The organism is Streptomyces sp. NPDC001927, assembly GCF_053594455.1.
Map to the genome: position 1 here is coordinate 294,190 of NZ_JBSFEN010000008.1, position 18,020 is coordinate 312,209.

An 18,020-nucleotide genomic window follows, 5' to 3' on the forward strand; every position below is an offset into this window, starting at 1 on the left:
ACCTGGCCCGGGGAGGGAGGTTCAGAGCGTGCGTGACACCCCGTCGCACCCGCTGCACGCTCGGAAGGAACGAACGTCCATGAAGATCGGCATCATCGGCGCAGGCAACATCGGCGGCAACCTCACCCGTCGCCTCACCGCACTCGGTCACGACGTGTCCGTCGCGAACTCCCGTGGCCCGCACACCCTCACGGCGCTCGCCGACGAGACCGGCGCGACGCCCGTCACCGTCGGTGAGGCGGCGCGCGGCGCGGAGATCGTGGTCGTCACCGTACCGCTGAAGGCGGTTCCCGACCTGCCCTCGGGCCTCTTCGCGGACGCGGCGGAGGGCTTCGCCCTCATCGACACCAACAACTACTACCCGCAGCGCGACGGCCGGATCGCCGCCATCGAGGACGACGGCCTGACCGAGAGCCGCTGGACCGAGGGGCACCTCGGCCACCCCGTGATCAAGGCCTTCAACGGCACCTACGCCTCGGACATCCTGGACCGGCCGCTGCCGGCCGGCGACCCCGAGCGGCTGGCGTTGCCGGTGGCCGGTGACGACGAGGTCGCGAAGAAGACCGTCCGCGCCCTCATCGACCAGCTGGGCTTCGACACGGTCGACGCGGGCGGGATCGACGACTCCTGGCGCCAGCAGCCCGACACCCCGGTCTACGGTCTGCGGGCCGGCGTCGAGGCCGTCACCAAGGCCCTCGCGGAGGCGTCTCCCGAGCGGCCGGCCACGTTCCGGGCCTGAAGGCGACGTTCCGGGGCTGAAGGCCACGTTCCGAGCCTGAGGCAACGTTCGCCCGGACTCAGTCCGCGTAAGCGGCCACCGGCGGGCCCTGTGGGTTGGCGCCCAGTGTCGGGGCGAGCCACTTGTTGTACGAGACCATCCAGGGGCTGGCGGCGCCGCCCGCGCGGTAGTCCTCCAGGACGGCGTTGACCCGCCGGACCAGGTCCGTGTCGTCCTTGTTCATGGCGACGCCGTACAGCGAGGTGTCGAGGAGCGGCCCGACCATCCGGAGCGTGGGGTCCTGCGCGGCAAGACCGGCGGCGAGCGTGGCGTGGGTGAGGACGGCGTCCACGTTCCGCTGCTGGAGTTCGACGAGGCAGTCGAGATGGCTCGCGGTCTCCACGGCGACGGCGCCGGTGCCGGAGTTCTTCAGGAGGTCGGAGGCCGAACTGCCCTTGCTCAGGCAGACGCGCCGGCCGCGCAGCTTCGAGTCGAAGCCGGTGAGCTCGGAGTCCTGGGGCACGAGGAGCCGGTGCCCGGTCTCGAAGTAGACGCTGGAGAACGCGACGTCGGCCAGCCGCTCGCAGGTGATGCTCATCGTGCGCACGATGACGTCGACCTGGCGGTTCTGCAGCCGCGGAATCCGCTGGGCGGGCGGCATGCTGACGAAGCGGACCGTGGCCTTCGGGCCGAGGATGTCGCGGGCGATCGCCCGGACGATGTCGATGTCGAAGCCGGACGGCTCCTGGGCGTCCTGGTCGAGCGAAGCCCAGAGGTAGCTGTTGAGGTCGACGCCCGCGACGAGATGCCCGCGCTCCCGGATGCGCCGCACCGCCTCCCCGTCCACCCGGTCGGGGCGGGGACTGGCGCGCCGGGGGTCGCAGGCCGGCGCCCGGGCGACCGGCGCTGCCGGGGGCCGAGCGCCACGTACCCGGGCCTCGGCGGACGGGCCCACCGTGACGGCGGCGGCCGGGGCCGCGGCGAACACGGCCGCCATCAGCATCAGCCAGAGCGCGAGGCGGCCGCCCAGCGGCCCTCTCCCCCGCCGTTCCGACCCGGATCCAGCAGTCACAAGCCCCACCCCCGCGCAGCCGACTCCCCACCTCCAAGGCTACGCACAGGAGCATCAACACCGGCCCCAATCCCGAGAGTTGGGTGGACGTTGGGGGAAGCTTCACCGGCCCCGGAGAACGGAGAGGGCGGGAAGTGCGGGGAAGGAGGGCAGCGAGGGCAGGGCCTTGAGCGTGGGGAGCGTCGGCCGTCGTACGGCGCGCAGTTGGCAGCGGGAGAGCCGGGCGCGCTGGCCGCCACTGGTGATCAGGGCGTTCACGGAGGTCATCGGGTCGGCGCCCACGCTCCGCGCGAGCATCATGCCGACGACGAGCGGGAGCAGCGCGACCGCCACGGCCGAGCCGGTGGCCGTGACGTGCTGGATACGGCTGGTGCGCCGGGCGTCCGTGGTCATGACCCCATTCCATCGTCGGCGGCCCGGGCCGGGCATCCGGCGACGTACTCACCCGGGCTGCCCGGGATACTCAGACCGGCCCACGGCCGTCGCGGCGCGTCCCCTTGGCGGCCCGGGTCCCGGTGGGGTTGCGTGAACGATCGACGCACCGGCAACACTCACCCCAACGGCACACGTACACGTACACGTACACGTACACGCACACGCACACGCACCGAGGAGCAGACGCCGCCATGGCCGACTACCGCATCGAGACCGTCCGTACCGCCTACCGGCAGTGGACCGCCCGCAACGACCGGGGCGCGGAGGTACGCATGGGGGCGGCGGACGACCCGGACGCCCAGCCCTCGTTCACGCCGGTCGAGTTGCTGCTCGCGGCCATGGGCGGCTGCGGCGGCATGGTGGTGGACCGGACGGCGCGCGCCGTGGACCACGACGACCTGCGGATCGTCGTGGAGTCGGTCTCCACGCCGGAGGACGACGGCCGGGTGGGCCGGATCAGGGTCAGTTACGAGTTCGACCTGCCCGACAACAACCCGAAGGCCGCCGAGGTCTTCGCGCGCGGCGTACGGCTCACGCACGAGAAGTTCTGCACGGTGAGCCGCACCGTCGAGCACGGCGCGACGGTCGAGGCCGTGCTGCCCGACGGGACCATCGGATTCCGGGCGGGCTGACCCGTCCCGTTTGACCGCGCTGTGGGTGGTGAGTCGCGTGGGTGGAGGCGTACGGATCGACAGGAGGTACGCGTCGTGTCGAGCAACCCGACCCACCCGACCCACCCGATCAACGGAAAGCACGTGCTCGTCCTCACCACCAACTACGGAACCGAGCAGGACGAGCTGAGGAAGCCGGTCGCGGCCCTGCGGGAGGCGGGCGCCCAGGTGACCGTGGCCGCGCGCGAGGACGCACCCGTCGTGACCCTTGTGTCCGACCGGCGGCCCGGTGACACGGTCCGGCCCGACACGACGTACGGCGCGGTGTCGGCGGACGCGTACGACGCGGTGGTCGTACCGGGCGGGACCGTCAACGCCGACCGGCTGCGGACGGACCAGGCGGCCCAGCGACTCCTCATGGCGTTCGCGACGCACGGCAAGATCGTCGCGGCGATCTGTCACGGACCGTGGCTGCTCATCGAGAGCGGACTCGTCGCGGGCAAGGAGCTCACCTCCTACCCCTCGATCAGCACCGACCTCGTCAACGCGGGCGGGACCTGGCGGAACCGCGAGGTCGTCGTCGACACCTCCGGCGGCTTCCCGCTCATCACCTCGCGCAGGCCCGCGGACGTCCGGCCGTTCTCGGCGGCGATCATCGAGGCCCTCGCCCGGGCGGGGCACCCCGCGCCGGCGTGACCGCTCCGGCGAGGGGCACCCCGTGGGCTCATCCGCTCAGTCGTGCCAGATCTCGCGGACCTGGGCCAGCGGGTCGTGTTCCACGCGCGACTCGGTGTCCCAGAGCATCGTGGCGCGGTCACCGGTCGTGTAGCGCGGCCAGGAGGGGCCCGGGTCCTGGTCCCGTACGAAGGCGACCCAGGCGCCGTGCATCGCGTCGGCCAGGGCGCGGGGCGGCGCCTCGCCTGCGACGGCGGTGACGCCTTCGGCGGCCAGGAGGTCGAAGGCGTACGGCAGGTCCAGGCAGTGGAAGGCGCTGCCGTTGACGGGCGATTCCCACCGGAACTCGTAGAGCCAGGTGGGTCGTTCGCTCGCCGCGCGGGCGTCGGCGACGGCCAGGGAGGGCGCGCGGAAGGTGACGTCGGTGAGCGCCTGACCGAAGAGGGTGTCGGCGCCGTCCGCCGCGTACGCCTTCGTGAAGGCGGCCACCTTCTCCTCGGCGAGGCCCAGCGCGCCGAGCAGGACCGGCACGGGCGGGCCGTCGGGGCCGGGGGCGGGCATGGCGTTGAACTCGTGGGCCGTGAAGCCCAGCATGAGCGGCACGTCGGCGCCCGCGTCCCCGGTCGTCACCGCGTCGAGGACGGGCTCCGGGATCAGCTCGCCGTCGGCGAAGGGGGCCAGGGACAGCAGGGGCGGCAGGCCCTCGCGGTCCGGGCCGGGCGCGCCGAGGCGGTCCTGGAGGTCGAGGAGTTCGTCGTCGCCCAGGTCGCGGAGCGCGGCGGCCGTGGCGGGCACTCCGGTACGGGCCGTGAACAGGCGGGACGCGGCGCGGGCGCCCTCGGGGCCGTCGGGGCGCATGACGGCCCCGGAGACGGAGAGCGCGCCCCGGAACAGGCCCCGGGCGGCGGGGACGGCGAGCAGGGTCTGGACGGCGCCGCCGCCCGCCGACTGGCCGGCGACGGTGACCTTGGCAGGGTCGCCGCCGAAGCGGGCGATGTTGTCGCGGACCCATTCGAGGGCCGCGATCCAGTCGCGGACGCCCCGGTTGTCGGGGGCGTCGTCGAGGTGCAGGAAGCCCTCGATGCCGAGCCGGTAGCCGAGGGAGACCAGGACGACACCGTCCCGGTTGAAGGCCGATCCGTCGTACCAGGGGCTGGCCGCCGACCCCGCCACGTAACCGCCGCCGTGGATCCAGACCAGGACCGGCAGCCCGGCCTCGGGGTCCGTGTCCGGCGTGAAGACGTTGAGGTTGAGGACCCCGGCGCCCGGGATGGAGGGCTCGGGGATGGTGGTGACGTCGGCGAAGGGGCGCCGCTGGGCGGTCGGCCCGTACGCCGTGGCGTCGAGGGGCTCGGTCCACGGCTCCGGCGGCACGGGCGCCGCGAAGCGGAGGTCGCCGACGGGCGGCTGCGCGTACGGGATGCCGAGGAAGCGCAGGCTCCCGTCGGCCCGGCGTTCGCCGCGCACGGGGCCGCGGGTGGTGGTGACGGAGGTGACGGTCATGGGAGCAGCGTCCGGCCGATGATCAGCCGAGTCAACGCCTGGAGCGAGAAGGTGACACGTGTCACTTGCGCGTGTCAGTGAGGTCCTCGCCTCGCGCCGACTGGAGTCCGGTCGAGCGGGGTACCACTGACTCGACGGCAGGGAGGTCGCGCATGGCGGGGCTGCAGGCGGGGACGGCGGTCGGGATCCTGGCGGTCGCCGCCGGGATCGGTCTCATGGCACTCGGCGCCGCCCGCCAGGGCCGCTCGGCCCGGCCACTGGCCCCCGCGCGGGCCTGGGCCGCCATGGAGCGCGAGCACTGGCGCGTCCTGCGACGGGCGGCCGGTATGGCGATCGCCTCCGCACGCGGGGCGGCGGGTGCCGGCGAACCGGCGATCATCACGGTCTCGGACGTCCTGCGCCTGGCCGACGAACACTTCGACCGCCCGAACGCCGACCCCCACCTCGCGGCAGCCGCCCTCCGCCACGAGTACGAACGGGGCGCGTGCGCGCGCGACTGCATGACGGACGCGTTCGGCTGACGGCGCGGGGCGGGGCGGGCGCGCAGACGGTCGCGATCGGGCTACGGGCCGCTGCGCCGGCCGGGCCACCAGTCCGCACCTGCACATATTGCGAAGCCCCGACGATGACGACTACGTGGTCGAGTGGCACCACCAGGCGTCTCGCCGGCATCTTGGCTATCCGGAGACAGCTCGCCAGCTGGAGATCCGACCCTGCGACTCCGGTGACAGGCCATGAGGGCGCCGTCCTTGTTGGCCAGGGGCGAGAGCGTCCTGTCGCTCTGTCGCTGATCTTGCGACGGTGAATCGCCTGCTCGGCGTACGAACTACGGCTTACAGTCAGGGCCATGGAGTCCGCTACACCACCCCCGATACCGACCCAGACTCTCCACAGACCGTGGCAGCGCACGGCCCTGATCATGGTGGGGAGTACCTTCGCGCTGCTGGGCGCGTTGACGCTCATCGGCGGGGCGGGTGCCTCCGGTCTCGCAGGCACGGTCTTCAACACCGTGACCGTCGCATTCGGCATCTGGTTTGCCTTCCGCGGCTGTGCCATGGGAGTTCGGATCGACTCCGCGGGTCTCACCGAACGTGGCCTGGGACGCACGAAAGTCGTTCCATGGTGCTCGATCAGTACGGTCGAGACCGGTGACGGCCCTGGCTTGGCCCCGGCTGAGGCTCCGGGCTTGATCCTCAAGAATGGGGAGCACACGGGGCTCGGCACCCTCGCGTCGTACTCCAGTCGCGCAGTCGAGGCCGACTTCGCCCTGATCAAGTCCCTGCACACCACTCACATCACCGGCTGCCCCAACTGCGCGTGACAGCCACACTGGCGTCCCCGGCTCTCAGGGCCCCTGCCGCAGTCGCGTGCACGGAGATTCCCGGCAGGGCTCGCACGCCGTCCGCGAACCGGTCCGGTGGCAGCAAGGGGACGGAAGTCGACCAACCGCCTTCGACCAGGTCCACAGGGTCAACGGCTGCCGAGTACCGGACCGATCAGCTGGTCCACCGGCCGGTCGGCCGAGCTTCGGCATTTCGAGGTCAGAGTTCGGTCGTCCAGATCCCGACAGGGTGCTCACTCGGTGGCAGCCACAGCTGAGGCTGTGACTCCCGATGCCTCTCCTGAGCCTGTTCTTCCCAGTGAAAGCGGTCATCCGGACCGGTCCACGCAACTTGCAGCACGGGGAAAGGAAGCCGCCGGTAGAACCTGATGGCCCGCCCGAAGAAGGTCCGGTACCAGCGGAGATCCACTTGCCTGAGCGCGACGTGGTGGCCGTCGGCAACGTCAGGATGTCTCTGACCGTCAGCCAGGACAGCACCCGCCGCGGCCTGCTCTCCGAGCCTGTTGAGCATGCGGTGCATGGCGTGGATATCGGCCCCGAACATGGCGAGTTCAGGTGCAGCGTGCGTGTGGGTGAGGCCGATCGTGTAGGCGAAGCCAGGGCCGATCTCGTCCTCGGGAACCATGACGACGTGCCATCCGTGCTGCCGCACATCCCCGATGATCGTCAGATCCGCGCGGTCCGCTTCGTCTCGGTCACCGTAGTCATGGCAGAGGACGCAGCGGCACTGGAACGGACCATCAGTCATGCGCGGAGGCTACGCGGTGAACGTTCGAATCAGACAGCCGGGGCTGGTGACCCCTCTCAATCGAACAGCATCGTCTCCCTTCGCGCCGCGTACGGTCGGCGTATGGGCGATGAGCACGACCAGGATCCGGGCCATGGCGAGCCCGAGCCCCCGCCGAGGCCGGCCGCCGCGCATGCCGACGTCACCGATGGAGCCGCGGCGTCCGATGCGGTGCATTTCGTGTGCGCGAGGTGTGAGGTGCCCTTGACGGAACCCCTCACCCGGCTGCCCGAGGTTCCCGAGCCTCCGTTCTTCGCATGGTGGGACGCGGACGAGCCGGGCCCGTCGCCGGCCACCGTGCCGTCAGGCCGCTACGCCATCGAGACGAAGCCCTACGGTGCCCCCTTGGTCGCCACCGACATCCCCGGCCCTGCGATGCCCCGCCGCGGGACGATGGGCAACGGGCGCGGGCAATGGCTGGTGTCGCAAGGTCCGCGAGGCAACATCGTCATCAATCCGGACGACGCGCGCGGCCTGACACTGCAGCACACCTCCTCCGCCTGCTGCGGAGCAACCCCGGACGGCGGAATGAACCAGATGTGTGCCTGCGGAACCCTCGTCGCGACCCTCTGCTCCGACTGCTGCCTGCCGTACGAACTCCACCTCTCAGCCGACCACGTCCGCGCCGTCCGCCCCTAGAACAGGTCTGGCCTGCTGCTCCTTCCTTACTGCGCCTCGGACCGATCCGGCGGCTGCGGGGCCGGGGTCGCCTGGTGGTAGTACATGCGCCAGGTGCCGTCGGTGTGGCGGCGCCAGAGGGAGCTGCGGAGGGCGTGCCGGCCGTCGATGTGCGTCGCGTACGTCAGGTGGACCAAGCCGGGGGCGAGGCGTGTGCCGGCCATCCCGGACGGTTCGTAGCGCGGTCCGTCGTCCACAGCGCCCTGCATCTCGGGCAGCGCTGCGACCATCTCCTCGTACGTCCATCGGCGGCCGGACGCTCCGACCTCCACGAAGTCGGGGTCGAGAAGGCTCCCGGCGAGCGAACGCGAGGAGCGTACGGAGGGGTCCAACAGCCGCAGCTCCGCGGCGATCGCCTCGGCGACCTCGGACTCCGCGGTGGAGTCCGAGGTGTCCCACTCCCCTGCGCTCCCCCACCGCCCGTCTCCGGCGTTCACAGGGCGATCCAGTAGCGACGCTTGCGGCCGATCTCGGTCATGCGGATGTCCTCCAGGACGCCTCCGTTGCGCTCGATCGCGCGGGCGGAGGCGATGTTGTCGTCGTCGCAGGTCACCAGGACGCGGTCGAGGCCGAGGGCGCGGGCCTCGGGGAGGATCGCGCCAAGCGCCCAGGTGGCGAGGCCCCGGCGGCGGGCGGACGGGCGGATGCTGTAGCCGACGTGTCCGGCCGCGCGCAACAGGAAGTCGTTGAGCCGGTGGCGCAGGTCGATCGCGCCGACGTACACCCCGTCCTCGACGATCCACCAGTGGGTGGCGTGCACCCGCCCCTCGCCCAAGGTTCGCGTCCGGTCGGACTGTTCGCACAGGCGGCCGACCCATGAGGCGAAGACCTCGGGGATCGCGAGCGCCTGCTCCTCCGCCAGCCCTATCCCGGCGCCCGCCTGACGGGTGCCGGGGTTCCACTCGGCGTGTGCTTCGAGCCAGGAGCGGTGCAGTTGGGCGGTGGGGGCGACCAGTTCGGGCATGCGGGCGACGATAACAGGCCAACGCACCCTTTGATCAGGCATTTTCGGCGATCCACAGGATCGCCGCACCCGCCTCCCCCAACTCCGGGCCTACTCGCCCGTGACGCCGTCGAGGCTTTCGCGCAGCAGGTCCGCGTGGCCGTTGTGGCGGGCGTACTCCTCGATCATGTGGGCGAGGACATAGCGCAGGGAGTAGGCCTCGTCGCCCTGATGTCCGCACACGTCCAGGGAGTCCGCCGCGTCCACGACGGCGCGCGCTCGGGCGCACTCCTGGCGCCAGATGGTGAACGCCTCGGCGACTCCGGCCTCGTCGAGGTCGTCCACGTCGAAGTCGGCCCAGTCCGTGGAACCGGCGGGGGTCCACGGACTACGGCTCTTCTCACCGTTGATCACATTGCGGAACCAGCCGCGCTCCACCTCCGCCGCGTGCCGTACGAGCCCTACGAGGGAGAGCCCCGACGGCGGCGCGGCCCGGTTCTTGAGCTGCTCGGGGGTGAGCCCGGCGCACTTCAACTCCAGGGTGTCGCGCTGGAACTGGAGCATGGCGGTGAGCGTGGTCCGCTCGTCGGCGGTACGGGGCGGCTGGACGCGGTGGTCTTCGGTCATCCGGTCATCGTGCCGAGGCGGTGCGCCCGGCGACCACCGGATTTCGCCGCCGTCCGGGCGGCCGCGCACCCGGACAGCCGAGCGTCAGAGCGGCCTCAAGTACCTGGGCGGACGGCGTAGTCGCCGAAGCCGACCCAGTCCAGGGCCACGCACGGCTCGTCGCCGACGACCCAGGCGTCGTGGCCCGGCTTGACGGTGAACAGGTCGCCGGGGCCCACTTCCAGGGACTCGCCGTCGTCCATGACGATCTTCATCCGGCCGCCTACGACGTAGCCGAGGTGAGCGGCCTGGCAGCTGTCCGTACCGGCGATGGGCTTGATGTGTTTGCTCCACTGCCAGCCGGGTTCGAAGACCGCGCGGCCGACCGGGCCGCGGTCCGTGGTGATCAGGTCGAGCCGGCCCTTGGCGTCCTCGAACGGACGGGTCTCATCCGCCGAGTCGAAGCTTCTGGAGACGATTCCGGTCATGGTTCTCCGCCTCCCGGCGGTGTGACGTGAACTCCCCGAGTCCACTTCCAGGCTACGCCGGACACCCCTCCCCGGCCGCTCCGTTGCCCCGCGCCAGCCCGCGCTTGCCCCCGCGCCAGCCTGCGCTTGCCCCGTTCCTGCTCCCCGCCTCCCCGCGCCTGCCCGCATGCCTGCCCGCGCCAGCCCCTGCCTGCCCCCTCACCTGCTCCCGTGCCGACCCGGCCCCCCGGGCGGCAGGCGCGTACGTCACGCGCCCCTCCCGCCACCCCCGGTGACGGACTAGCGTCGGAGGAGGAAGACCGTCGTTCACCTCACCCATCGGGAGGGCCAGTGACCGCCGAGCTCAACCACACCATCGTGCACGCCACCGACAAGAAGCGTTCCGCCGAGTTCCTCGCCGCGATCCTGGGTCTGGAGGTCGGTGCGCCCTTCGGGCCCTTCCTCCCCGTGGCCGCCGACAACAGCGTGACGCTGGACTTCTACGAGAACGCCGACGCGCCGGTCGTCTCGCAGCACTACGCGTTCCTGGTGCCGGACGAGGAGTTCGACGTGATGATCGCGCGCCTGGAGGAGGCCGGCGTGACGTACTACTCCGACCCGAGCCATACGGATCCGGGGAGCGTGAACGACCTCTTCAACGGCCGGGGCGCCTACTTCGACGATCCCGACGGCCACAACATGGAGATCATCACGCACCCGTACACCACATGACGGCTTATTGAACATTCACAGAATGCTCTCCCCCTTGGCGGATCCGCGCTAATCCACCCCTTGATTTCTGTACGGATACGATATCGGACAGATCTACACATAAAGGCCAGATAAGAGCACAATGAAACCGCGGTACGACGCCGCAAGCGCGATCAGACGTGCAGGACGCCAGAAGGAGGCGAGTCGTATGTCTGACGTCTCTCACCGTCCCGGTGATATCACGGCACACCCCGACGCTCCGGAAATGCGAGAACGGTACTCGCAAATACTCCAGACCCGAGGTGTCGCCGCGGTCGAGGAGCTCGTGATCCTCGCCGGTATCTACGCCGCGGTCTCCGGGTGGGTGGTTCACTTCTCGGCCGCCAGGCCCGAACTCGCCCTCAGCAACCTGGTCACGGGCATCGCCCTCGCGATCCTCGGCCTCTGCATGTCGATGGCGCCCGAGCGGTCTCAGGACCTGAACTTCGTCGTCCTGGCGCTCGGCGTATGGCTGATCCTCTCCCCCTGGGTCGTCGCCACCACCGACGCCGGAACCGGCGCGATCCTGAGCAACGTCATCACGGGCGCATGCGTCTGCCTCTTCGCGCTCACAGCGGGCGGACTGCTCATGAGCAAGACCAGAAAGACGTGACGAAGCTCTGATCCTCTCCAAGAACGGCGCCCTATCCCTGGCCGGGACGGGGCGCCGTCGCCGTGCGTAAGCAAACCGCTACCGCCGTGCCACATACGCAAATCCAGACACACCGACCCCCAACACCCCATCCCAGGTAACGAATTGACCGTCGGCGTTTCGGCCACATAAGTTCTGCGTAAGCTTGCTCCACAGGGACAGGCTCCCGCTCGCATTCCCAGTCCTTGGGGGGACTAAGTGAACTGGTACCTCGACGTTCTCAAGAAGTACGCGGTATTCACCGGCCGTGCGCGCCGCCAGGAATTCTGGATGTTCGTGCTGTTCAACTTCCTCGCGGTCATCGTGCTGGCCATCGTCGATGCCGTGATCGGCACGACCGGGATCCTCGTCGGCATCTACGCGCTCGGCGTGTTCCTGCCGAACCTGGGCGTGACCGTCCGCCGTCTGCACGACACGGGCCGCTCCGGCTGGTGGATCCTGATCGGCGCGATCCCGCTGGTCGGTCCCATCATCCTCATCGTGTTCTACGCGACCGAGGGCAACCAGACGGACAACGCCTACGGCCCGAACCCGAAGCTCACGCCCACGTACTGAGCTGCACGGTGACGTAGCCCCCGGAAGATTCCTTCCGGGGGCTACGCGCATTTCGGGAGCCGTACGCCCAGTGACGGTTCGTAGCAATCGCCGCTCGCGCCTTGTGCACGATGGCGCACGACCCGCCTTCACCCCCGCCCCTAGCCTCGCCGCAACGGCGCGACACGAGCGATCGCACGGACGAACGCACGGACGCGCGAGCGAACGAACGAGGGGCGGCATCGGTGAACTGGCTCATCCACGACTACCGCGAGAGCGATCTCGCCGCAGTGGTCCACCTGATCGACACCACGGCCGAACTCGGCCAGGAGTCCGTCTTCTCCTTGGCGGAGTGCATCAGCGCCCTGACCTCCCGCCAGCCGGCCGTCGTCGCCGTCCACCAGGGCGTTCCCATCGGGGCCGCGCTCGCCTCCGTCTCCGGGGAGCGGGCCTGGGTGATGCGGATCGCGATCTCCTCCGCCTGGCGTGGCCGGGGCCTCGCCAGCGCGCTCCTGGTGGAGCTGGAGCGGCGGCTGGTCGCGGCGCGGGTCGGCCGGATCGCGTACGTGCTGCCCGAGGAGGACCTCCTCGGCGAGGGCCTCCTGAACGCCGGATACACCCGGCAGCCGGCGGTCGCCTACTTCGAGAAGGTGGAGCCGCTGCACGGCCCCGCCGCCAATCTCCTGGACGACCTCGGCGGCCGGCTGCTGCCGGGCGACCTGTGGGCCAAGGTCGCCGGCATGGAGCGGGAGAAGGACCTGATCGAACGGCGTGTGGTCCTGCCGCTCGCCGAGCCGGAGCGCGCGGCGCGGCACGGTGTGCGGCCGCCGCGCGCGGTGGGCCTGTTCGGTCCGCCGGGGACCGGCAAGACGACGTTCGCGCGGGGCATCGCCTCCCGGCTCGGCTGGCCGTTCGTGGAGATCCTGCCGTCCCGGCTGGCCGACGAGGGCAATCTGGCGGCGGCGCTGCGCTCCGCGTTCGCCCGGATCGCGGAGCTGGAGCGGGTCCTGGTCTTCATCGACGAGGTCGAGGAGATCGCCCCGGTCCGCCAGGAGCCCGCGCAGCCCGGCGGGATGCACGGCGTGACGAACGAACTCCTCAAGCTCATCCCGGGCTTCCGCGAGCGGGACGAGCGGCTGCTCGTCTGCGCCACGAACTCGATCCGCTCCCTCGACCCGGCCTTCCTGCGCCCGGGGCGCTTCGACTACCTCATCCCGATCGGTACGCCGGACAAGGCGGCCCGCGCCGCGATCTGGGGGCGCTACACCGAGGGCCGCTCCGATGTCGACATCGACGAACTGGTCGCGGCGAGCGACCTGTTCACGCCCGCGGACATCGAACACGCCGCCCGGATCGCCGCCCAGAACTCCTTCGAGCGCGACCTGGTCGCCGTCGGCCCCCGCTCCACCGCCGACGAGCGCCTGCCCGGCGCGACGACGGCGGACTACCTGGAGGCCATCGGTCAGTGCCGGCCGACCGTGACACCGGAGATGATCACCCAGTTCGAATCGGACATCACCACCCACGCCCGCTTCTGACGAGGCGCCACTGTCAGTGCCTCTCCCTATCGTGGTCATGAGCGTTCCCGGCGACTCCGGGGACGACGTCGACCATGACAGGGGAGCCGGGCGGTGGAGCGGTACGAAGGGCTCGACATCATGACCGTCACGGAGGTGGCGGAGTTGGAGGCGTGGCTGGAGGTCCATCACGCCGACAGCCCCGGGGTGTGGCTGAGGATCGCCAAAAAGGGGAAGGGCGGCTCGTCGCTCACCAATCCGGAGATCCTCGACTGCATGCTCTGCTTCGGCTGGATCGACGGTCAGCGCAGAGGCGGGGACGAGACGTACTACCACCAGAAGTACACCCCGCGCCGGTCCCGCAGCCTCTGGTCGCAGGTGAACGTCCGGAAGGTCGAGGCGCTCACGGCGGCGGGGCGGATGCGGGAGCCGGGGCTCACCGAGGTGCGGGCCGCGCAGGCGGACGGCCGGTGGGCCTCCGCGTACCCGTCGCAGGCGGAGGCGACCGTACCGGACGACCTGGCGGCCGCCCTGGCCGCCGACGAGCGGGCCCGGGAGTTCTACGCGGGGCTCGGGAAGACCGACCAGTATCTGGTGATCATGCGGCTGTGGCAGGCGCGCACGCCCAAGGGGCGGGCGCAGCGTCTGGAGCGGATGGTGGCGAAGCTGGCGGCGGGCGAGAAGGTCAGCTGACGGGCGGAGCCGGGGGACGTCCGCCGCCGCGTCGGTAGAGGACCTGGTGGGCCTCGTGTTCGACGAAGGAGGAGACGTGGGTCATGCCGACGGCTTCGAGGAGCCGTCGGGAGCGGTGGTTCGCCTCCTGGGTGAGCGCGACCACGCTCGGCGTGTCCCGGAGCGTGGCGTCGAGGACGGCGGCGACGGCCTCGCGTGCGTAGCCGTGCCCCCAGTGCTCGGGCAGGAACTGGTACGAGACCTCCGTCTCCCCGTCGCGCGCGCCGGGCTCCACGGTCACGATCCCGAGCAGGACCCCGTCGGCCGCCCGCACTACCGCGTGCACCCCGGGCGCGCCGACCACCCGCCGCTGCCGGATCCGCACGACCTGCTCGCTGACGGGCCCGCCCAGGTGGTGCCGGACCTCGGGGTCGGTCCACAGCCGGGTGACGGCCGGCAGGTCGGCCGTCCGCACGGGCCGCAGCAGGAGCCGCTCGGTGGCGAGGTCGCCGCGCGACGCGGCGGAGGGTGAGGCGTGCATACGTACGATCATCTCAGCTCCGTTCGCCGGGGTCGGCGGGCTAGACGAGCTCGACGAGCTCGGTGCCGGACCCTGGGCACCTCAGGACAGCCGAAAGGGCGCCCGGCCTGGAACCTCAGGCCGGGCGCCCTTCGTCGAGGTGTGCGCGTCAGGACGCCGGGGCGCTGTTCGGCGCGGGTGTGCCGGCCAGGATCGTCTCCTCCACCGCTTCGTACCGCATGCGCTGGTCGGCCGGGTCACGTTCGCGAAGCACAGTGCCGAGCCAGCCCGCGAGGAAGCCCAGCGGGGCCGAGAGGATGCCCGACGTGGTGAACGGGAACCAGTTGAAGTCCTGGTCCGGGAAAATCGCCTGGGGCGATCCGGACACCAGGTTGCTGCCGGTCATGAGGACGAACGCGGAGACGCTGCCCACGATGAGGGTGCTGAGCAGTCCCGTACGGGAGTAGCGGCGCCAGAAGAGGCTGTAGATCAGGGCCGGTGCGACCGCGGACGCGCCGATGCAGAACGACAGGGTGACCAGTGCCTGAAGGTTCAGATGCCGTGCGCCGGCGGCGATCGCGATCGCCACGAGCCCGACGCCCGCCGCGGCGGTCCGGGCGATGGCCATCTCGGTGGAGGCCTTTAGTTGCGCCTTGCGGCGCAGCCCGTGCGTGATGAGGTCGTGCGCCAGGGTGTTGGCGCAGGCGAGGGTGATCCCGGCGACCGAGGCCAGCAGGGTGAGGAAGATGGCCGTCGCCACGGCCGTGAAGAGCAGTGTCTCGACGGTCGTCTGTTCCGTGCCCATGACGGCCTGGCTGACCATGAGGAACGCCGTCTTGCCCTGCGGGTCGCCGGCGACGATCCCCTGGTGGCCGACGATCGCCGCCGCGCCGAAGCCGATGACGGCGATCAGCAGACAGGTCACGACGACGGTCGACACGGCCCAGGACATCGAGCGCCGCACGGCTGCCGCGCTGCGCGCGGTGAACATGCGCATGGTGATCTGCGGCAGCACCGCGGCCCCGAGCACGACCGTCAACTGAGTGCTGATCATGTCGAGTTCGCTGCCGCCGAACTGCAGACCGGAGGCGAGATAGGCGTCTCCCGCCCCGCTGCCGCGCTTGGCGGCGTCCAGAAGGGAGGGCAGGCTGAAGTCGAAGCGGTTGAGGATGAGCGCGGCGATCGCGAGGGACGCGCCGAGCAGGGCGACGGTCTTGACGATCTGGATGAAGGCGGTGCCCTTCATGCCGCCGATCGCCGCGTACGCGATCATCAGCAGGCCCAGGAACACGATCGCCCCGGTCTTGAAGCCGTCGGCGTCGAAGCCGAGGACGACGGAGAGGAGATCACCGGCGCCCGCGAGCTGGAAGATCACCAGCGGCAGCAGGGCGATCAGGGTGACCGCGGCCGTGGTGATCCGCACGGCGGGGCCGGGGAGACGCCGGGTGAAGACGTCGCCGATGGTGAACCGGCCGGCGTTGCGCAGCGGTTCGGCGAGCAGGAACATCATCAGGACCAGCGAGAGCACGGTGCTCAGGGCGAGCGTGACGCCGTCGTAGCCGACGAGCGCGATGATGCCGATAGTGCCGAGCACGGTGCCGGCGGAGATGTAGTCGCCGGCGATCGCGAGGCCGCTCTGGACCGGGGAGAGCGAGCGGTAGCCGGTGTAGAAATCGCCCAGGTCGTCACGGTCGGGGCCGGTCATCACGCACAGCAGCAGCGTGACGGTGATGACCGCGATGAACGCCATCAGCGACATGGTCTGGGCCTCGGAGCTGAAGCTGGTCATGCGCGCGCACCTCCGGTGGGCCGCTGCCACACGGGACGTCCGGAGCGGCTCTGGCGTTCCGGCCGGGGCGCGGCTGCCGCGGCCGCCTGCTCGGCGCGTTCGCGGATCGCCGCGGCGAGCGGGTCGACGCGCTTGCGCGCGATCCGCTCGTACAGCGCGATCGCGGCCAGGGCCACGGGCAGCTGGAGGAGCCCCAGGACCAGACCGGTGGTGAGACCACCGGTGAGGGAGCTGGTCATCATCGAGGGGGCGTAGCCGGACAGGAAAAGGAAGACGACGAAGTAGCCGAGCGCGGTGAACGTGGCGACGCGGCGGAGCCTGCGGTAGGCCGATCCGAGCCGATGCAGCTCATCACGATCGTCCGTGGCGGCGGGCTGTTGCGGCTGCTGGGACGCGTCCCAGGGCTGCTGAGCGGAGTCCCAGCCCTGTGGCGAGGAGTCCCACGCGCGCGGGGACGAGTCCCAGGCTGCCTGGGGATCGGCGTCCCAGGACTGCGATCCACCGTCCCAGGACTGCGACGCCGCCTCTTGGCGGTGCCGCCCGGCATTCCGGTGCGGGGGTACGGGCGGTGGGCCGGGGAAAGGCTGGTGGTACGACATCGATCTCGCTCCTTGCCGCCCCGGGGAACGGGCGGGTGGCGCTGGTGGGTCCGCGTACGTTACTCATGGGTATAGCCCCTGCGTAAGGGGTTTCCGACCGCTCGGTATGTCGGTTCGGTGACGATCCTGTGCGCGTGGCGACCGAACCCCCGGTAACCCCCCTGGTGGATCTTTCCGCAGGTCACGGGTGAGTCTCGAGCCACCCCTGCGGCCGGGCAGGCCGCTGGGCACGACGGGACCGGCGAAGCGGTCCGTTGCCTGGGGCGAACCCACGGAACATTCGTACAAGACAGGGCCACTGAAGTCGGCGACGGTAGAGGCATGCGCAGACACGAAGTGGGGGCCACCCCCATGGATCGCGATGCCGAGAACGGCTGGGAGGTCGCCCATCCCCTCGGCGGCACGTCCCTCGACGGCGTCCGGATCACCGGATTCCGTGACCGCGTCGCCGCCGGGCTGGACGACTGGGTGCTCCCGCAGCCCACGGTGACCGTCGTCATCGAGCTCGGGGGCAACCCGGTCACGGTGGAGAGTGCCACGGGGCACCGGCCCATGAGGAGCCTCGTCGCCTCGTTGTCGCCCGGCCCGGCCCGCGTCCGTGGCGAGGGCGTCGAGTGCGTCGAAGTGGGCTTGTCACCCCAGGCCGCTTATCCCCTGCTGGGCGTCTCCCCGCGCGATCTGGACGGGTGCGTCACCTCTCTCGAGGACCTGTGGGGACGGCACGAGCGGCGCCTCCGCGAGCGGTTGGCCGACGCCACGACGTGGCAGGAACGCCTCGCGCTGACGGACGAGTTCCTCACGAGACGGGCCGCGGGGGCACCGTCGATGTCGCCCGAGGTCGCCGCCGCCTGGGACACCATCGTGGCCCGCCGAGGCCGGATACGGGTCGGTGACCTCGCGGCGTCCTCCGGATGGAGCCGCAAGCGGCTGTGGTCCAGGTTCAGTGCCCAGATCGGCCTCACCCCCAAGCGTGCCGCCATGCTGGTCCGCTTCGACCACGCCGCCCGAGCGCTCAGCGCCGGCGAGAGCCCCGGCGACGTCGCCCTGGCGTGCGGATACGCCGATCAGCCCCATCTCCATCGCGATGTGCTGGCCCTCGCCGGGTGCACGCCGGGCGCGCTGGCCGGCAGGACCAGGTCCGCCGACTGAC

At 70.9% G+C, this 18,020-nt stretch carries 23 protein-coding genes; 12 read left to right on the forward strand and 11 right to left on the reverse strand.

Features of this window, described 5'->3' with window-relative positions:
• Positions 1–52: 52 nt before the first annotated feature.
• Positions 53–739: an NADPH-dependent F420 reductase gene (locus ACWCO8_RS23355; RefSeq protein ID WP_451033976.1), complete on the forward strand. Its 687-nt coding sequence runs from the start codon at positions 53–55 to the stop codon at positions 737–739.
• A 58-nt stretch (positions 740–797) separates the two neighbouring features.
• Here the strand turns inward: ACWCO8_RS23355 and ACWCO8_RS23360 are convergent, their stop codons facing one another.
• Together ACWCO8_RS23360 and ACWCO8_RS23365 are read right to left on the reverse strand one after the other, a co-directional pair.
• Positions 798–1,790 (reverse strand): glutamate ABC transporter substrate-binding protein, encoded by a 993-nt coding sequence (locus ACWCO8_RS23360; protein WP_451033860.1) that lies wholly within the window; start codon positions 1,788–1,790, stop codon positions 798–800.
• Between the two features lie 102 nt (positions 1,791–1,892).
• On the reverse strand, positions 1,893–2,183 hold the full coding sequence (locus ACWCO8_RS23365; RefSeq protein WP_451033861.1) for a hypothetical protein: 291 nt from the start codon (positions 2,181–2,183) through the stop codon (positions 1,893–1,895).
• Between the two features lie 233 nt (positions 2,184–2,416).
• On the opposite strand from ACWCO8_RS23365, the gene ACWCO8_RS23370 reads away from it, so the two are divergent.
• Both ACWCO8_RS23370 and ACWCO8_RS23375 read left to right on the forward strand, forming a co-directional pair.
• Positions 2,417–2,857 carry an OsmC family protein gene (locus ACWCO8_RS23370; RefSeq protein ID WP_362014268.1) on the forward strand — a complete coding sequence of 147 codons (441 nt, stop codon included), beginning with the start codon at positions 2,417–2,419 and terminating at the stop codon, positions 2,855–2,857.
• A 75-nt stretch (positions 2,858–2,932) separates the two neighbouring features.
• The gene (locus ACWCO8_RS23375; protein WP_451033862.1) at positions 2,933–3,532 is read left to right on the forward strand and encodes a DJ-1/PfpI/YhbO family deglycase/protease; all 600 of its coding nucleotides are present in this window, start codon (positions 2,933–2,935) and stop codon (positions 3,530–3,532) included.
• A 36-nt stretch (positions 3,533–3,568) separates the two neighbouring features.
• On the opposite strand, the gene ACWCO8_RS23380 is transcribed toward ACWCO8_RS23375, so the two are convergent.
• Positions 3,569–5,014 carry a carboxylesterase/lipase family protein gene (locus tag ACWCO8_RS23380; RefSeq protein WP_451033863.1) on the reverse strand — a complete coding sequence of 482 codons (1,446 nt, stop codon included), beginning with the start codon at positions 5,012–5,014 and terminating at the stop codon, positions 3,569–3,571.
• 152 nt (positions 5,015–5,166) lie between these two features.
• On the opposite strand from ACWCO8_RS23380, the gene ACWCO8_RS23385 reads away from it, so the two are divergent.
• Together ACWCO8_RS23385 and ACWCO8_RS23390 are read left to right on the forward strand one after the other, a co-directional pair.
• A complete protein-coding gene (locus ACWCO8_RS23385; protein WP_451033864.1) occupies positions 5,167–5,535 on the forward strand; it encodes a hypothetical protein in 369 nt (122 codons plus the stop codon).
• 326 nt (positions 5,536–5,861) lie between these two features.
• Positions 5,862–6,335 carry a PH domain-containing protein gene (locus ACWCO8_RS23390; RefSeq protein WP_451033865.1) on the forward strand — a complete coding sequence of 158 codons (474 nt, stop codon included), beginning with the start codon at positions 5,862–5,864 and terminating at the stop codon, positions 6,333–6,335.
• Between the two features lie 220 nt (positions 6,336–6,555).
• Here the strand turns inward: ACWCO8_RS23390 and ACWCO8_RS23395 are convergent, their stop codons facing one another.
• Positions 6,556–7,104 carry a DUF4262 domain-containing protein gene (locus tag ACWCO8_RS23395; protein WP_451033866.1) on the reverse strand — a complete coding sequence of 183 codons (549 nt, stop codon included), beginning with the start codon at positions 7,102–7,104 and terminating at the stop codon, positions 6,556–6,558.
• A 102-nt stretch (positions 7,105–7,206) separates the two neighbouring features.
• On the opposite strand from ACWCO8_RS23395, the gene ACWCO8_RS23400 reads away from it, so the two are divergent.
• The gene (locus ACWCO8_RS23400) at positions 7,207–7,782 is read left to right on the forward strand and encodes a hypothetical protein (RefSeq protein ID WP_451033867.1); all 576 of its coding nucleotides are present in this window, start codon (positions 7,207–7,209) and stop codon (positions 7,780–7,782) included.
• Between the two features lie 26 nt (positions 7,783–7,808).
• Here the strand turns inward: ACWCO8_RS23400 and ACWCO8_RS23405 are convergent, their stop codons facing one another.
• The 4 genes from ACWCO8_RS23405 to ACWCO8_RS23420 all read right to left on the reverse strand — a co-directional run bounded on the left by ACWCO8_RS23405 (position 7,809) and on the right by ACWCO8_RS23420 (position 9,858).
• Positions 7,809–8,258 (reverse strand): nuclear transport factor 2 family protein, encoded by a 450-nt coding sequence (locus tag ACWCO8_RS23405; protein ID WP_451033868.1) that lies wholly within the window; start codon positions 8,256–8,258, stop codon positions 7,809–7,811.
• Entirely contained in the window at positions 8,255–8,785 is a 531-nt protein-coding gene (locus ACWCO8_RS23410; protein WP_451033869.1) for a GNAT family N-acetyltransferase, read from the reverse strand. The genes ACWCO8_RS23405 and ACWCO8_RS23410 overlap by 4 nt, the downstream gene beginning before the upstream one ends.
• A 90-nt stretch (positions 8,786–8,875) precedes the next feature.
• Entirely contained in the window at positions 8,876–9,391 is a 516-nt protein-coding gene (locus tag ACWCO8_RS23415) for a DinB family protein (protein ID WP_451033870.1), read from the reverse strand.
• 95 nt (positions 9,392–9,486) lie between these two features.
• The gene (locus ACWCO8_RS23420; RefSeq protein ID WP_362014256.1) at positions 9,487–9,858 is read right to left on the reverse strand and encodes a cupin domain-containing protein; all 372 of its coding nucleotides are present in this window, start codon (positions 9,856–9,858) and stop codon (positions 9,487–9,489) included.
• Between the two features lie 330 nt (positions 9,859–10,188).
• On the opposite strand from ACWCO8_RS23420, the gene ACWCO8_RS23425 reads away from it, so the two are divergent.
• The 5 genes from ACWCO8_RS23425 to ACWCO8_RS23445 all read left to right on the forward strand — a co-directional run bounded on the left by ACWCO8_RS23425 (position 10,189) and on the right by ACWCO8_RS23445 (position 13,983).
• A complete protein-coding gene (locus ACWCO8_RS23425) occupies positions 10,189–10,569 on the forward strand; it encodes a VOC family protein (protein WP_451033871.1) in 381 nt (126 codons plus the stop codon).
• A gap of 244 nt (positions 10,570–10,813) precedes the next feature.
• Positions 10,814–11,200 carry an SPW repeat protein gene (locus tag ACWCO8_RS23430; RefSeq protein ID WP_362014252.1) on the forward strand — a complete coding sequence of 129 codons (387 nt, stop codon included), beginning with the start codon at positions 10,814–10,816 and terminating at the stop codon, positions 11,198–11,200.
• 237 nt (positions 11,201–11,437) lie between these two features.
• Positions 11,438–11,794 carry a DUF805 domain-containing protein gene (locus ACWCO8_RS23435; protein WP_451033872.1) on the forward strand — a complete coding sequence of 119 codons (357 nt, stop codon included), beginning with the start codon at positions 11,438–11,440 and terminating at the stop codon, positions 11,792–11,794.
• Positions 11,795–12,018: 224 nt separating this feature from the next.
• Complete coding sequence (locus tag ACWCO8_RS23440; protein WP_362014249.1) at positions 12,019–13,311, forward strand: ATP-binding protein; 1,293 nt, start codon at positions 12,019–12,021, stop codon at positions 13,309–13,311.
• 93 nt (positions 13,312–13,404) lie between these two features.
• Positions 13,405–13,983 (forward strand): YdeI/OmpD-associated family protein, encoded by a 579-nt coding sequence (locus ACWCO8_RS23445; RefSeq protein ID WP_451033873.1) that lies wholly within the window; start codon positions 13,405–13,407, stop codon positions 13,981–13,983.
• Here ACWCO8_RS23445 and ACWCO8_RS23450 read toward each other — a convergent pair.
• From ACWCO8_RS23450 to ACWCO8_RS23460, 3 genes are all read right to left on the reverse strand, one after another.
• Positions 13,976–14,515 (reverse strand): GNAT family N-acetyltransferase, encoded by a 540-nt coding sequence (locus tag ACWCO8_RS23450; protein WP_451033874.1) that lies wholly within the window; start codon positions 14,513–14,515, stop codon positions 13,976–13,978. The genes ACWCO8_RS23445 and ACWCO8_RS23450 overlap by 8 nt on opposite strands.
• Positions 14,516–14,651: 136 nt before the next feature.
• On the reverse strand, positions 14,652–16,271 hold the full coding sequence (locus tag ACWCO8_RS23455; RefSeq protein ID WP_451033875.1) for a sodium/solute symporter: 1,620 nt from the start codon (positions 16,269–16,271) through the stop codon (positions 14,652–14,654).
• A complete protein-coding gene (locus ACWCO8_RS23460; RefSeq protein WP_451033876.1) occupies positions 16,268–16,870 on the reverse strand; it encodes a DUF485 domain-containing protein in 603 nt (200 codons plus the stop codon). Before ACWCO8_RS23460 ends, ACWCO8_RS23455 begins: the two co-directional genes overlap by 4 nt.
• Positions 16,871–17,191: 321 nt before the next feature.
• Here ACWCO8_RS23460 and ACWCO8_RS23465 point away from each other — a divergent pair, with 321 nt between their 5' ends.
• Positions 17,192–18,019 carry a helix-turn-helix transcriptional regulator gene (locus ACWCO8_RS23465; protein ID WP_451033877.1) on the forward strand — a complete coding sequence of 276 codons (828 nt, stop codon included), beginning with the start codon at positions 17,192–17,194 and terminating at the stop codon, positions 18,017–18,019.
• Position 18,020: the final 1 nt, after the last annotated feature.